General features: G+C 71.4%; 13 protein-coding genes. 11 read left to right on the forward strand and 2 right to left on the reverse strand.

Features of this window, described 5'->3' with window-relative positions:
- Positions 1-171: 171 nt before the first annotated feature.
- Positions 172-744 carry a YqgE/AlgH family protein gene (locus UO65_RS30930; protein WP_035289869.1) on the forward strand — a complete coding sequence of 191 codons (573 nt, stop codon included), beginning with the start codon at positions 172-174 and terminating at the stop codon, positions 742-744.
- Here the strand turns inward: UO65_RS30930 and UO65_RS30935 are convergent.
- A complete protein-coding gene (locus tag UO65_RS30935) occupies positions 741-1,157 on the reverse strand; it encodes an SdpI family protein (RefSeq protein ID WP_035289871.1) in 417 nt (138 codons plus the stop codon). The two genes, UO65_RS30930 and UO65_RS30935, sit on opposite strands and share 4 nt — an antisense overlap.
- A 239-nt stretch (positions 1,158-1,396) precedes the next feature.
- Here UO65_RS30935 and leuS point away from each other — a divergent pair, with 239 nt between their 5' ends.
- The 8 genes from leuS (at position 1,397) to UO65_RS30970 (ending at position 9,860) form a co-directional block, all read left to right on the forward strand.
- Complete coding sequence (gene leuS / locus UO65_RS30940) at positions 1,397-4,222, forward strand: leucine--tRNA ligase (protein ID WP_035289873.1); 2,826 nt, start codon at positions 1,397-1,399, stop codon at positions 4,220-4,222.
- A 328-nt stretch (positions 4,223-4,550) separates the two neighbouring features.
- Positions 4,551-5,405 carry a LysR family transcriptional regulator gene (locus tag UO65_RS30945; RefSeq protein WP_035289875.1) on the forward strand — a complete coding sequence of 285 codons (855 nt, stop codon included), beginning with the start codon at positions 4,551-4,553 and terminating at the stop codon, positions 5,403-5,405.
- Between the two features lie 108 nt (positions 5,406-5,513).
- Positions 5,514-6,542: an L-threonine 3-dehydrogenase gene (gene tdh, locus UO65_RS30950; protein ID WP_035289877.1), complete on the forward strand. Its 1,029-nt coding sequence runs from the start codon at positions 5,514-5,516 to the stop codon at positions 6,540-6,542.
- Positions 6,543-7,727 carry a glycine C-acetyltransferase gene (locus tag UO65_RS30955; RefSeq protein ID WP_035289879.1) on the forward strand — a complete coding sequence of 395 codons (1,185 nt, stop codon included), beginning with the start codon at positions 6,543-6,545 and terminating at the stop codon, positions 7,725-7,727. It begins immediately after the preceding gene.
- Between the two features lie 65 nt (positions 7,728-7,792).
- On the forward strand, positions 7,793-8,686 hold the full coding sequence (locus UO65_RS30960) for a helix-turn-helix domain-containing protein (protein ID WP_035289881.1): 894 nt from the start codon (positions 7,793-7,795) through the stop codon (positions 8,684-8,686).
- A complete protein-coding gene (locus tag UO65_RS35260) occupies positions 8,652-8,843 on the forward strand; it encodes a DUF397 domain-containing protein (protein WP_084176417.1) in 192 nt (63 codons plus the stop codon). The genes UO65_RS30960 and UO65_RS35260 overlap by 35 nt, the downstream gene beginning before the upstream one ends.
- Before the next feature lie 13 nt (positions 8,844-8,856).
- Positions 8,857-9,213, forward strand: coding sequence for a PadR family transcriptional regulator (locus UO65_RS30965; protein ID WP_052022044.1), 357 nt, complete (start codon positions 8,857-8,859; stop codon positions 9,211-9,213).
- On the forward strand, positions 9,210-9,860 hold the full coding sequence (locus tag UO65_RS30970) for a hypothetical protein (RefSeq protein WP_152552368.1): 651 nt from the start codon (positions 9,210-9,212) through the stop codon (positions 9,858-9,860). The genes UO65_RS30965 and UO65_RS30970 overlap by 4 nt, the downstream gene beginning before the upstream one ends.
- Positions 9,861-9,866: 6 nt before the next feature.
- On the opposite strand, the gene UO65_RS30975 is transcribed toward UO65_RS30970, so the two are convergent.
- Positions 9,867-10,589, reverse strand: coding sequence for a TetR/AcrR family transcriptional regulator (locus UO65_RS30975; protein ID WP_035289885.1), 723 nt, complete (start codon positions 10,587-10,589; stop codon positions 9,867-9,869).
- A gap of 135 nt (positions 10,590-10,724) precedes the next feature.
- On the opposite strand from UO65_RS30975, the gene UO65_RS30980 reads away from it, so the two are divergent.
- Positions 10,725-12,845, forward strand: a complete 2,121-nt coding sequence (locus UO65_RS30980; RefSeq protein WP_052022045.1) for an MMPL family transporter — start codon at positions 10,725-10,727, stop codon at positions 12,843-12,845.
- A 278-nt stretch (positions 12,846-13,123) separates the two neighbouring features.
- Entirely contained in the window at positions 13,124-13,981 is an 858-nt protein-coding gene (locus tag UO65_RS30985) for a ribokinase (RefSeq protein ID WP_035289887.1), read from the forward strand.
- The last annotated feature ends 1 nt before the right edge of the window (position 13,982 follow it).

Below are 13,982 nucleotides of genomic sequence, written 5' to 3' on the forward strand. Positions count from 1 at the left end.
GGGTCGCGCAACGTGGCTCCAGCCGAGCGGTATTCCACGAAGGCGGTTCAGGTTGAGCCCGGGGGACACGGTGGTGCCGACCACCCCCTTCAACGCGCGACTCGCCGGTGTTGTTCCCGTCTGCGCCGTGTTGGCTGCCGCCTCCCGCCGCCGAGGTGGGATCATGGCGGGGTGACCTCCGATCCCGAGGTCGAGCCGGGAACGCTGCTCGTCGCGGCGCCGAGCCTGCTCGACTCCAACTTCCGCCGCACGGTGGTCTACGTCATCGACCACCGGGGCGAGGGCACGCTCGGGGTCGTGCTCAACCGCCCCAGCGACGTCCCGGTGGACGACGTGCTGCCGAACTGGGGCCCGCACGTGACCCGCCCCGGCTCGGTGTTCGTCGGCGGCCCGGTCGAGCAGAAGACGGCGCTGTGCCTGGCCGCCATGCGCACCGGGGAGAACCTCGACGGCGTCACCGGCCTGATCAGCGTGCGCGGCCCGGTGGCCCTGGTCGACCTCGACGCCGACCCGGAGGTCCTGGTCCCCAAGTTCCGGGGGATGCGGGTCTTCGCCGGTTACGCCGGGTGGGACGTCGGCCAGCTCGCGGGAGAGATCGACCGCGGCGACTGGATCGTGGTCCCGGCGCTGCCCAACGACGTGCTGGCCCCCGCGGAGGAGGACCTGTGGGGCCGGGTCCTGCGCAGGCAGGGGATGCCGCTGGCGCTGCTGGCCACCCACCCGGGTGACGTGAAGGACAACTAGGCGGTCTTGGTGAACGTCCCGCAGCCGCCCGCGCCGCACTGGCACCCGGCGCAACCCGCGGGCAGTTCCGGCGCGGGCTCCGGCACCGCGTCCGCCGCCCGGTTGCCCAGCACACCGCCCGCCAGGGTGATGGCGACCAGCCCGACGAACGCGATCAGCGCCACCACCAGCAGCCCGCCGGTCCCCGGCATGGCCCACGCCGCGACCGCGCCCAGCACCCCGACCGCGCCCGCGACCAGCGTCGGCAGCCCGGCGACCTTGTTGCCCACCCGGAACGCCTCGTCGCTGCGCAGCGTGGCCGGGGTCCGCACCCCGCCGAAGCGGTTGCGCGGCAGCCGCTCGGTCAGGCCGAGGAATCCGACGGCGAGCAGCGGGAGGCCCGCGACCAGCGGGGCGAGCGGCACGAGGTTCACGGCTCGATGGTAAGCGGCGCGCCGGGATCGCTTGGACGGGGTTCGCCGCAACCGGGGAGCGCTACCGAAAAGCGCTGCACGGGTGCGGTACCCTGTTCCACATGAGTACGGCTCGCCTGCTCCTTGCTGGGCCGCGCTGACCAGCCACTGGTGAGCGCGGCAACCCCTCATGCCATTCGTTGGCTGAGGGGTTTCTTGTTGTCAGGGCAAGCAGGAGACGCAGTGGAAGGAACCCTCGGATGAGCGACACCACACCGGACACGGTCCCGGGGCACCGGTACACCGCCGAGCTGGCAGGCCGGATCGAGCAGCGCTGGCAGGAGTACTGGGAGGCCAACGGCACCTACCACGCGCCGAACCCGGTCGGCCCGCTGTCGGGCGGCGCGGAGGTCCCGGCCGACAAGCTGTTCGTGCAGGACATGTTCCCGTACCCGTCGGGCGCGGGCCTGCACGTCGGCCACCCCCTGGGGTTCATCGGCACCGACGTGTACGCCCGCTACCACCGGATGACCGGTCGCAACGTGCTGCACACCATGGGCTTCGACGCGTTCGGCCTGCCCGCCGAGCAGTACGCGGTGCAGACCGGCCAGCACCCGCGCAAGACCACCGAGGACAACGTCCAGACCTACCTGCGCCAGATCCGCAGGCTGGGCCTGGGCCACGACGAGCGGCGCCGGATCTCCACGATCGACCCGGAGTACTACCGCTGGACGCAGTGGATCTTCCTGCAGATCTTCAACTCCTACTACGACGCCGAGCGGGGCAAAGCGCGCCCGATCGCCGAGCTGGAGGCGAAGTTCGCCGCGTCCGGGGAGACCTTCGACGGCAAGCCGTGGGGCGAGCTGTCCGCGGCCGAGCGCGCCAAGGTGCTGAACGAGCACCGCCTGGTCTACCTGTCCGAAGCCCCGGTCAACTGGGCGCCGGGCCTGGGCACGGTGGTCTCCAACGAGGAGGTCACCGCAGACGGCCGCACCGAGCGCGGCAACTTCCCGGTGTTCCGCCGCAACCTGCGCCAGTGGATGATGCGGATCACCGCCTACGGCGACCGCCTGATCGACGACCTGGACCGGCTGGACTGGCCGGAGAAGGTCAAGTCGATGCAGCGCAACTGGATCGGCCGCTCCAACGGCGCCCGCGTGAAGTTCGCCTCGGGCGCGGAGACCATCGTCGTCTTCACCACCCGCCCCGACACCCTGTTCGGCGCCACCTACATGGTCCTGGCCCCAGAGCACGCCCTGGTGGACACGATCACCACCGCGCAGTGGCCCGAGGGCACCGACGAGCGCTGGACCGGGGGGGCGACCACCCCGGCCGACGCCGTCGCCGCCTACCGCCGCGCCGCGTCGACCAAGTCGGAGCTGGAGCGGCAGGAGAACCGGGAGAAGACCGGCGTCTTCACCGGCGCGCACGCGGTCAACCCGATCAACGGCGAGAGCATCCCGGTGTTCATCGCCGACTACGTGCTGGCCGGCTACGGCACCGGCGCGATCATGGCCGTGCCCGGCCAGGACCAGCGCGACTGGGACTTCGCCACCGCCTTCGGCCTGCCCGTCCGCCGCACCGTGCAGCCCCCCGAGGGCTTCGACGGCGAGGCGTTCACCGGCGACGGCCCGGCGGTCAACTCCGGCTTCCTGGACGGCCTGCCCATCGACGAGGCCAAGAAGGCCGCGATCGGCTGGCTGGAGGAGCACGGCCACGGCGAGGGCACCATCCAGTTCAAGCTGCGCGACTGGCTGTTCTCCCGCCAGCGCTACTGGGGCGAGCCCTTCCCGATCGTCTACGACGAGGCCGGAACCCCGATCGCGGTCCCGGAATCCATGCTGCCGATCGAACTGCCCGAGGTCGACGACTACTCCCCGCGCACCTTCGACCCCGAGGACGCCGACTCCGAGCCCTCCCCCCCGCTGTCCCGGGCCGCCGACTGGATCACCGTCGACCTGGACCTGGGCGACGGCGTCAAGACCTACCGCCGCGACGCCAACACCATGCCCAACTGGGCCGGTTCGTGCTGGTACCAGCTGCGCTACGTCGACCCCACCGACCCCGACCGCTTCTGCGAACCGGAGAACGAGCAGTACTGGCTGGGCCCGCGCCCCGAGCACGGCCCGAACGACCCCGGCGGCGTCGACCTGTACGTCGGCGGCGTCGAACACGCGGTCCTGCACCTGCTGTACTCCCGCTTCTGGCAGAAGGTCCTGTTCGACCTGGGCCACGTCACCGGCGAGGAGCCCTACCGCAGGCTGTTCAACCAGGGCTACATCCAGGCGTACGCCTACGTCGACCCGCGCGGCGTGTACGTCAACGCCGGCGAGGTCGTCGAGCGCGGCGGCAAGTACTTCCACGGCGACCAGGAGGTCCGCCAGGAGTACGGCAAGATGGGCAAGAGCCTGCGCAACGTGGTCACGCCGGACGAGATGTGCGAGACCTACGGCGCCGACACCTTCCGCATGTACGAGATGTCGATGGGCCCCATGGACGTCTCCCGCCCCTGGGCCACCAAGGACGTCATCGGCGCCCAGCGCTTCCTGCAACGCCTGTGGCGCAACCTGGTCGACGAGGAGACCGGCGAAACCCGCGTGGTCGCCGACACCCCGGACGAGGCCACGCTGCGCCTGCTGCACAAGTCGATCGCCGGTGTGCACGAGGACTACGCCAACCTGCGCTACAACACCGCGGGCGCCAAGCTGATCGAGCTGAACAACCACCTGACGAAGAACTTCCCCGGCGGCGCCCCCCGCGTCGTCGCGGAGGCCATCGTCCCGATGCTGGCCCCGCTGTGCCCGCACCTGGCCGAGGAACTGTGGTCGAAGCTGGGCCACGCCGAGTCCCTGGCCCACGGCCCCTTCCCGACCGCGAACGAGAAGTACCTGGTCGAGGACACCGTGGAATACCCCATCCAGGTCAACGGCAAGGTCCGCAGCCGCATCACCGTCCCGGCGGCGGCCACCCAGGACGAGGTCAAGGCAACCGCCCTGGCCGACGACAAGGTCGCCGCCCTGGTCGACGGCGGCACCCCCCGCAAGGTCATCGTCGTCCCCGGCCGCCTGGTCAACATCGTCCTGTAGCCCCAACTCCACCCACCCGGGCGACAACACCCCCGGCGAGTTGTCCACAGGCAAGATCCACAACCCCCCACCCGCACATCCCCGCAGGTAGAATGGCCTCAAGGGCCGCGAATCCCCTCGGGAGGGTGGGGGTTGTGGATGGTGTCGCGCGCGAGGGTGTGGATCTTGGTGACCGGGGTTCGCGCGGAGCCGAGGCGGCGGCGCGGAGCTGCGGGGCCGAGATGGCGGAGCCGAGGTGATGGCGCGGAGCTGCGGAGCCGAGGAGCCGAGGTGGCGGCGCGAGGCAGTGGAGCCGAGGTGGCGGAGTGAGAGTCGAGGCGGGCGGGCTGTGATCGACCCACGGCGGTTGCGGGTGTTGCGGGCGCTCGCTGACCACGGGACCGTGACGGCGGCGGGGCGCGCGTTGCACCTGACGCCGTCGGCGGTGTCGCAGCAGTTGGCCGTGCTGGAGTCCGAGGCGGGGCAGGAACTCCTGCGCCGCAAGGGGCGGCGGGTGTGGTTGACGGCTGCCGGGGAACTGCTGGCCGAGCACGCCGATGCCGTCCTCGCGGAGTTGGACCGCGCGGAGGCGCGGCTCGCGGAGTTGGCGGCGGGGCGGGCCGGGCGGGTTCGGGTGGCCGCGTTCGCCACGGCCATCACCCGGGTGGTGGCCCCGGCTGCGGCGAACCTGCGGCGGGTGGGGATCGAGGTGCACGTCAGTGACGCCGAGGGGCACCACAGCCTGCCGATGCTGCTCGACGGGGAGATCGACATCGCCGTCACCATGCGGCCCGAGGAGAACCCCCGGGTCGCCAGCACGCCGCTCTACTCCGAGCCGTTCGACGCGGTCCTCCCGCCGGGCCACCCGCTCGCGGGGCACGTCGAGGTCGACTTGCGCGAGCTGGCCCGCGACCCCTGGGTGGTCCCCTCGGCGGGCAACCCCTGCCAGGACGTGGTCCTCCAGGCGTGCCAGGGCGCGGGGTTCCGGCCCCGCATCCACCACACCTCCGACGACTTCACCGCCCAACTGGCCCTCATCGCCGCCGGGGCTGTCGCGCTGATCCCGCGCACCGCCCTGCCCGAGGGCCGAGGGGTGGAACTCGCGATCCCGGCCGCCCGGCACGTGTTCGCGTTGACCCGGACCGGCCGCCAAGAGCACCCGTTGATCGCCACTGTCATCCGGGCGCTCGTCCAAGAGGCCTGACGGCCGCTGTGCAGGTGGCCTGACAACGCAGTGCAGAAAGTCCGGATGGACCGCAGTGCCCACCGGCAGCAGACTCACGGGTGAGCGTCCCCATGCGACGGAGGCACCGTGAAGGCACTGGTCAAGACCGCACCCGGCCCCGGGTTGTCCCTGGTCGACGTGCCCGAGCCCGCCGTGGGTCCCGGGGAGGTCAAGCTGCGCGTGCTGCGCACCGGCATCTGCGGCACCGACCTGCACATCGACGCCTGGGACGGGTGGTCGGCCAGGACGATCAAGGCGCCGCTGGTCCTCGGGCACGAGTTCGTCGGCCGGGTGGTGGAGGTCGGGGCGGCCGTGACCAAGGTGCGGGAGGGCGACCTTGTCAGCGGTGAGGGGCACCTGGTGTGCGGCACCTGCCGCAACTGCCGGGCGGGTCGGCGGCACCTGTGCGCGCGCACGATCGGCCTGGGCGTGCACACCGACGGCGCGTTCGCCGAGTACGCGGTCATCCCCGAGCAGAACGCCTGGGTGCACAGCCACCCGCTCGACCTGGACATCGCCGCGATCTTCGACCCGTTCGGCAACGCCGTGCACACCGCGCTGTCCTTCCCCGTCCTCGGCGAGGACGTGCTGGTCACCGGCGCCGGGCCGATCGGGTTGATGGCCGCCGCGATCGCCAAGCACGCGGGTGCCCGGCACGTCGTCATCACCGACGTCAGCGAGCACCGGCTCGACCTGGCCCGCAAGCTCGGCGTGGACGTGGCCCTCGACGTCAGCGGTGCCAAGGTGGCCGACGTGTACCCGGTGCTGGCGATGACCGAGGGGTTCGACGTCGGCATGGAGATGTCCGGGCAGCCGTCGGCGCTGCGCGAGATGATCGCCAACATGACCAACGGCGGCAAGATCGCCATGCTGGGCCTGCCCGCCACCGAGATCCCGGTGGACTTCGCCGCCGTGGTGCAGAAGATGATCACGCTCAAGGGCATCTACGGCCGCGAGATGTTCGAGACCTGGTACGCCATGTCGGTGCTGTTGCAGGGCGGGCTGGACCTGGCGCCCGTGATCACCCACCGCTTCCACCACACCGAGCACGAGCGGGCGTTCGCCACCGCCCGCGCGGGCAACTGCGGCAAAGTCGTCCTGGATTGGGAGAGCTGAATGTTCGGCCGGCTACGCGAAGACCTGCGGACCACCCTCGGCGAGATCCGCGAGGCGGGCCTGTTCAAGGACGAGCGCGTTCTCAAGTCCCCGCAGCGCGCCGCGATCCAGGTCGCCTCGGGGAACGTCCTGAACTTCTGCGCCAACAACTACCTGGGCCTCGCCGACCACCCGGCGCTGGTGGAGTCCGCCCAGCGGGCGCTCACCGACTGGGGCTTCGGCATGGCGTCGGTCCGCTTCATCTGCGGGACCCAGGAGCCGCACAAGGAGCTGGAGCGCAGGCTGTCGCAGTTCCTCGGCACCGACGACACGATCCTCTACAGCTCCTGCTTCGACGCCAACGGCGGCCTGTTCGAGACCCTGCTGTCCGATCAGGACACGATCATCTCCGACGAGCTGAACCACGCCAGCATCATCGACGGCATCCGGTTGTCCAAGGCCCGCCGCCTCCGCTACCGCAACCGCGACATGGCCGACCTGGAAGCCCAACTCCAGTCCGCCCAAGACGCCCGCTACCGCCTCATCGCCACCGACGGCGTCTTCTCGATGGACGGCTACCTCGCCCCCCTCGACGAGATCACGGCCCTGGCGGAGAAGTACAACGCCCTGGTCATGGTCGACGACTCCCACGCCGTCGGCTTCATGGGCGCAACCGGTGCGGGCACCCCGGAACACTTCGGCGTCGGCGACAAAGTCGACATATACACCGGAACCCTCGGCAAGGCCCTCGGCGGCGCCAGCGGCGGTTACGTGGCCGCCCACCAGGAAATCGTGGACGTCCTGCGCCAGCGCTCCCGCCCCTACCTGTTCTCCAACTCCCTGGCCCCCAGCATCACCGCCGCCGCCCTCACCGCCCTGGACCTGATCACCCCGGACCTCCTGGACCGCCTCCGCGCCAACGCGACCCACTTCCGCACCCGCATGACCGAAGCGGGCTTCGACCTCCTGGCGGGCGAACACCCCATCATCCCGGTCATGATCGGCGACGCGGCCGAGGCGGGCCGCATGGCAGACCTCCTGCTGGCCCAAGGCATCTACGTGATCGGCTTCTCCTACCCGGTGGTGCCGCACGGCAAGGCCCGCATCCGCACCCAGATGTCAGCCGCCCACACAGCGGAGGACATCGACCGCGCCGTCGAGGCGTTCATCGCTGCCCGCGCGCTGATGCAGCCTGACAACACCTGATCCCTTGGGGTGAAACCCCGGCCGCGCCCGCCGGAATCGGCCACGGGCGCCCTTAGATTCACGGCATGACTTCCAAGTCCAAGGCCTGTGGCCGGGAACTGGGCGCGGCCCTGCGGGCGCACCGCGAACGGGCGGGCCTCGGTCTGAACGAGCTGGCCCGGGTCCTCGGTTGGGACCCGGGCGTGCTGTCGCGCCTGGAAACCGGCGATCGGACCATCTCCGAGGTGGACATGGTCCACCACCTCGCCCGCTGCGGGGTTTCCTACGAGGGCATCACCGAGCTGGTCCCCTTGGTCAGGGCTGCCAACTTCGCTAATGGCCACTGGCTTGCCCCGCACGCCCCCATGCTGGATGAAGCTGTGCGCTCCCTGGTCTTCCACGAGGCTTCTGCCACCGCCTCGCACAGCTACGAGCCGCAGATGATCCCGGGCCTGCTCCAGACCGAGCGATACGCGCACGCCATGATCGGCGCCGAAGGGGGACACACCCCGGAGGAAGTGAACTTCCACGTCGGCGCTCGGATACAGCGCCAGCGGGCGCTGCACCGGGGAGACGCGCAGTTCGTGTTCTTCATCCACGAACACGCCCTCCACCTGATGATCGGCGATGCGGCGGTCATGCACGAGCAATTGCTCAGCCTGGTCTTCGCCACCGCTTCCCAGCGCGTGGTGGTGCGGGTGATCCCCGCCTCGGCGGGAGAGCGCTCGGTTTTCGGTGGTGCCTTCCGCGTGTTCAGCTTCGCCGAGAGCAGGCCCCTGGCCTACCTCGACGGCTACATCACCGGCCTCTTCATCGAAGACCTCGCCCAAGTCCAGCGGTACTGGAAGCTCTTCCCTCGGCTCGACGCGGTCGCACTCGATCCAGGACAATCCCGGGACGTGCTCGCCAAGCTGGCGAGCAGGTACGACCACCCGGGAGACAGGCATGGCCGACACCACCTGGCGCAAGAGCAGCTATAGCGGCGGTGCCAACAGCGACTGCGTCGAGGTCGCGCTGACCGGCGCCAACACCCTGATCCGCGACTCCAAGAACCCCTCCGGTCCCCGCCTGAACCTGCCCGCCCCCGCATGGCGAGGTCTGCTCGCGAAAACCATTGCCCCGGCTATCTCTACATAGCTAGAGTTGGCCCATGGCCGGTCCACCGTTCCGCATCACCGCGGCGACGCTGGACGTCCTGGAGGCCCTGCTCGGTCCCGATGACCAGCTCTACGGCCTCAAGATCGCCCAGAACGCGGGCCGCAAGACCGGCAGCGTCTACCCGATCCTGGCCCGGCTCGAAGAGGCCGGCTGGGTGGTCAGCGAGTGGGAGCTGGACGAGCCGAGCGCGCGCGGTCCCCGCCGCCGCTTCTACCGCCTCAGCCCGGACGGCCTCGGTGGTGCCCGGGCGTTGCTGGTCGAGCGCCGGGGGGCGGTCCGGCAGCGGACCTCCACCCCGTCCCGGGGGTTCGCGCCCCGGCCCGCGCCGGAGTGGAGGGGGTGGCGGTGAACCCGGTCATCGCCTTCATGTTGGGCGGTCTGCTGGTGCCGATCGTCGTGGCCGAGTGCGGGGAGGTGTCCCCGGCGCTGGCCAAGGCCCTGCTCAGGTGGGGTGCTCGGCGGCTGCGCTCGGCGCAGAAGACCGAGCGCTACACCGAGGAGTGGCTGGCCGACCTCGACCAGGTGCCCGGCAAGCTGACCAAGCTGCTCTGGGCCTTCGGCGTCGTCTTCCTCGGCGTGGTGCGCCTGCGCGAGGCCCGCCCCGGCCTGGACTGGACACCGCGCGAACCGGCCACCCCGTTCGCCACCGACTCCCTCTTCGGCCGGGGAACCCCGCAGGTTCGGCACCGCCCGTTCGCGGTGCCCGCGCCCCGGGTGCCCCGACCCTCCCCGCCGCCCGCGCACAGGTGCACCGCGCGCTGCGACTTCTTCTGCTCCGAAGGGCGGCGGGCCTGCATCCCCGTCCTGGGTGAGCAGGCGCCGGAACCGGTCGTCCGGCCGCAGCCGCTCCCACCCCGGGCAGGCGGTCCTGGTTCACCGGGCAGCGACCAGCGGTTCGGGAGTCCACCCGCCGGGTACGGCTTCCAGGACGACTTCTACAACGAGCTCCTCTACGGCAAGCCGGGCAAGGCGGCCCCGCCGGTCATCGGGCTCTGACCCGCCTCAGTGCAGGCCGACCTCGCGGGTGAGGTCGGCCAGCATCGACTCGAACAGGGGCTCGGCGTTCGTCAGCGGGAACGGGACCTGGCCGAAGACCTCCAGCGCCACCTGACCGTAGAGCCGCACCCAGAACTGCAACAGCGCGTAGGCCATGCCCGTGCCCAGCAGGTCGGCGGGCAGGTCCACCCCGCTCCCGTTGATCGTCGCGAGAAGGTCGTCGCGGAAGCCGGTCAGGTCTGCGCGCAGCGGGTCGGGCACCGACTCGTCCGGCCTGCCCAGCAGCAGGCCGGTGGCCAGGACGCGGCCCGCGACCGCCAGGAAGACGCGGCCGAAGCTGTCCTTCTCGACGCTGTGCTGCTCGGCCGGGCTGCCCGAGGGTGAGGCGAAGACCAGGGCGAACTCCTGCGGGTGGGCCAGCGCCCACGCCCGGAACCCCCGGCACAGCGTCAGCACCCGGCCGAGGTGGTCTTCCTGGGGCACGTCGGTCAGCGCCGACTCCAGGTCCGCCGCCAGGTCGGTGCACACGTCTCGGCGCAGGTGGTCGATCAGGTCTTCTCGGGAGGCGTAGTAGCGGTACAGCGCGGGGGCGGTGATGCCCAGCTCCCGGGCGATCGCACGCAGGGTGACCGCTTGGGGGCCGTCGCTCACCAGGAGTGCTCGGGCCTGGGAGCGGATGTCCCGGTCGGTGTCGGCTCGGCCACGGTCACGTCTTGTGGCCTGCGTCATCTCTGGTCTCCGGAATCTTGTGAACGGTGTTAATCAATAGTTACCGTGAACAGTGTTAACTAAGAGCGTTGTTATCCAGACGGTAGCGGCCCTTCGTGGGGATCACCACCGACAAGAGCCATCAGGGGGAACGCCGTGTTCCGTGCGTGGGGTTCGGCCGTGCACGTCCACCGCTGGTTGGTGCTGACGATCGCGTTGGTGCTGACCGTGGGCGGTGGGCTGTGGGGGCTGGGCGTCTTCGACAAGCTCACCCAGGGTGGTTACGACGACCCGGCCAGCGAGTCCTACCGCGTGGACCAGGTCGTCGAGCAGGAGTTGGGGCAGAAGCCCGCCGAGGTCGTCATCCTCTACACCGCCGCGAACGTGGACGACCCGGACGTGGCGCGGAAGGTGACCGCGAGCCTGGACGCGCTGCCCGCGTCGGCGGTCGCGCAGCGGGTCGACTACTGGTCCACCCGGCAGGCCGCGCTGGCCACGCCGGACAAGACCAGGGCGCTCGCCACCATCTCCCTCGCGGGCGACAGCACCGACGCGCGGCAGAAGGCCTACGAGCAGATCGCCGACCGGCTGGAGGTCGACGGTGTGCGGACCGAGGTGGGCGGGCAGGTGCCGACCGAGGTCGCGATGACCGAGCAGTCCACGTCGGACCTGGTGGTCGCCGAGGCCATCTCGCTGCCGATCACGCTGATCCTGCTGGTGGTCATCTTCGGCACGGTGGTGGCCGCCTCGCTGCCGGTGCTCGTCGGCGGGTTGTCGATCTTCGGGTCGCTGGCCGTGCTGCGGCTGCTGAGCCTGGGGCTGGAGATCAACACCTTCGCCGTCAACGTGGCGACCCTGCTCGGGCTGGGCATGGCGATCGACTACGGGCTGTTCACCGTGGGCCGCTACCGGGAGGAGCTGGCGGCGGGCGCCACCCCGCAGCAGGCCGTCGCGCGGGCCATCGCCACGGCGGGGCGCACGGTCGCGTTCTCGGCGACGCTGCTGGTCATCGCCCTGGCGGGACTGCTGGTCTTCCCGATGGACTTCCTCCGGTCCATGGCCTACGGCGGCATGTCCGCCGTCGCCATCGCCGCCCTGCTGTCGCTGACGCTGCTGCCCGCGCTGCTGTCGATCCTCGGGCACCGCGTCGAGAAGGGCGCCGTGCCGTGGCGCAAGAACAACGGACCGTCGGAGAACGGGCTTGTCGGCAGGCTGGCGGACGCGGTGATGCGCAGGCCGGTCTGGTTCGCCGGGGCGATCGTCGCCGTGCTGCTCGTGCTGGCCGTCCCGTTCACCGGCGCCACCTTCGGCACCGCCGACGAGAAGCAGCTCCCCCCGGGCGACCCGCACCGCGCCACCGCCGAGACCATCGCCACGAACTTCCCCGCCGCCTCCAACAACACCGCCACCGTCCTGCTGCGCGGGGTCGACGAGGCGGGCGTGCAGGCGTTCACCGCCGAGGCGAGCAAGATCCCCGGTGTCCTCGGCGTGGCGCCCAAGGGCGCCAAGGACGGCGTCGTGGCCCTCACCGTGCCGTTGCAGGGGGACGCCGCATCGCCGCAGAGCCACGACGCCGTGGTGGCCCTGCGCGAGCTGCCGTCCGGCGGTGAGGTGCTTGTCGGCGGGTTCCCCGCGCGCACCGCCGACCAGTTCACCTCGATCAGCGACGGCGTGCCGTGGATGGTCGGCACCCTCGTCCTGGCCACGCTGGTGCTGATGTTCCTGGCGTTCGGGTCGGTGCTGCTGCCGGTCAAGGCCGTGGTGATGAGCGCGCTGAGCCTGTCGGCCACCTACGGCGTGCTGACGTTCGTGTTCGAGGACGGGCACGGCGCCGGGCTGCTCGACGTCACCCCGCAACCCATGCAGGCGGGGATGCTCGTGCTCGTCGGCGCGGTGGTGTTCGGGCTGTCCACCGACTACGAGACGTTCCTGCTGTCGCGGGTGGTCGAGGCCCGCCACACCGGCCTGTCCACCCGCGACGCCGTCCGCACCGGACTGGTCCGCACCGGACCGATGATCACCGCCGCCGCCCTGCTGCTGGCGGTCGTGACGGGCGCGTTCGGCCTGTCGAGCCTGCAGAGCATGCGGCTCATCGGCGTCGGCATGATCGTCGCCCTGCTGCTGGACGCCACGGTCGTGCGGCTGCTGCTGGTGCCCGCCGTCATCCGCCTCTTCGGCGACCGGGCGTGGTGGGCACCCGCCCCGCTGCGCAGGCTCCAAGAGCGGGCGGGGCTGTCGGAAGTGGAGACCCCGAACCGCGAGCTGGAACGGGTCTGAGGAGGACGGGGCCGCGCACGGACCGCGCCACCGGCGCCGATCGCTCGGGGGGCTACGCGACCGACGCCGGTGGACACGGAAACCGACCCGGGTGCGAACACCCGGACCGGCACCCGGGGCGGGCCACGGGGGCCCGCCATCGGGACTCACGTGCGACCGGTTCCCCGGGCGCACAAAACAGTGACGCACATTGTGGCACCGCGGCTCCCCGGTACCCCGATATCGTTCACACTTGCGTACGTTCGCAATTGGCAACGGCCGCTGACTAGGCTCGATCCGTGGACGACACCGTGGTGGTTCTCGGCTCGGCGAACGCGGACCTGGTCGTGGCGGTCCCCGCCAGACCCGCCGGTGGCGAGACCGCCCTCGGCTCCGACGTGGAGACCATCCCCGGCGGCAAGGGCGCGAACACCGCCGTCGCCGCGGGCAGGCTCGGCGCCCCGGTCGCCTTCGTCGGAGCCCTCGGCACCGATGCCCACGGCGACCTGCTGCTGGATTCCCTGCGCTCGGCCCACGTCGACACCACCCGGGTCCGCCGGGTGGACCGTCCCACCGGGACCGCGTTCATCACGGTGACCCCGGACGGGGAGAACTCCATCGTCGTCTCCCCCGGCGCGAACGCCGCACTCACCCCCGAGGACGTCGACCTCACCGGCGCGGCGGTCCTCGTGGCGTCCCTGGAGGTCCCGCTGCCGGTGGTGGAGCACGCGGTGGCGCTGGCGGCGGCCGGGGGTGTCCGGCCCGTCCTCAACCTGTCCCCCGTGGCGGACCTGAGCCCGCGGACCCTCGCCGCCCTGGACCCGCTGGTCGTCAACGAGCACGAGGCCCACGCCCTCACCGGCGGCACCGGCGACCTCCTGGCGCTGGGCCCGCGCACCGCGATCATCACGCGCGGCGCCCGGGGTGCCCGGGTCCTCACCCCGGAGGGCACGACCGACATCCCCGCCCCCGCGGTCGCCGCCGTGGACACCACCGGCGCCGGGGACGCCTTCGCGGGCGCGCTGGCCGCCTCCCTCGCCACCGGGACCACCCTCGAAGAGGCGGCGCGCACGGCGGTCCTGGTCGCCGCCATCTCCGTCACCCGCCCCGGCGCCCAACCCTCCTACCCCACGGCCGACGAACTGGGCCGGGGGTAGC

Origin of the sequence: Actinokineospora spheciospongiae (genome assembly GCF_000564855.1) — a bacterium.
Classification (GTDB): Bacteria; Actinomycetota; Actinomycetes; order Mycobacteriales; family Pseudonocardiaceae; genus Actinokineospora; species Actinokineospora spheciospongiae.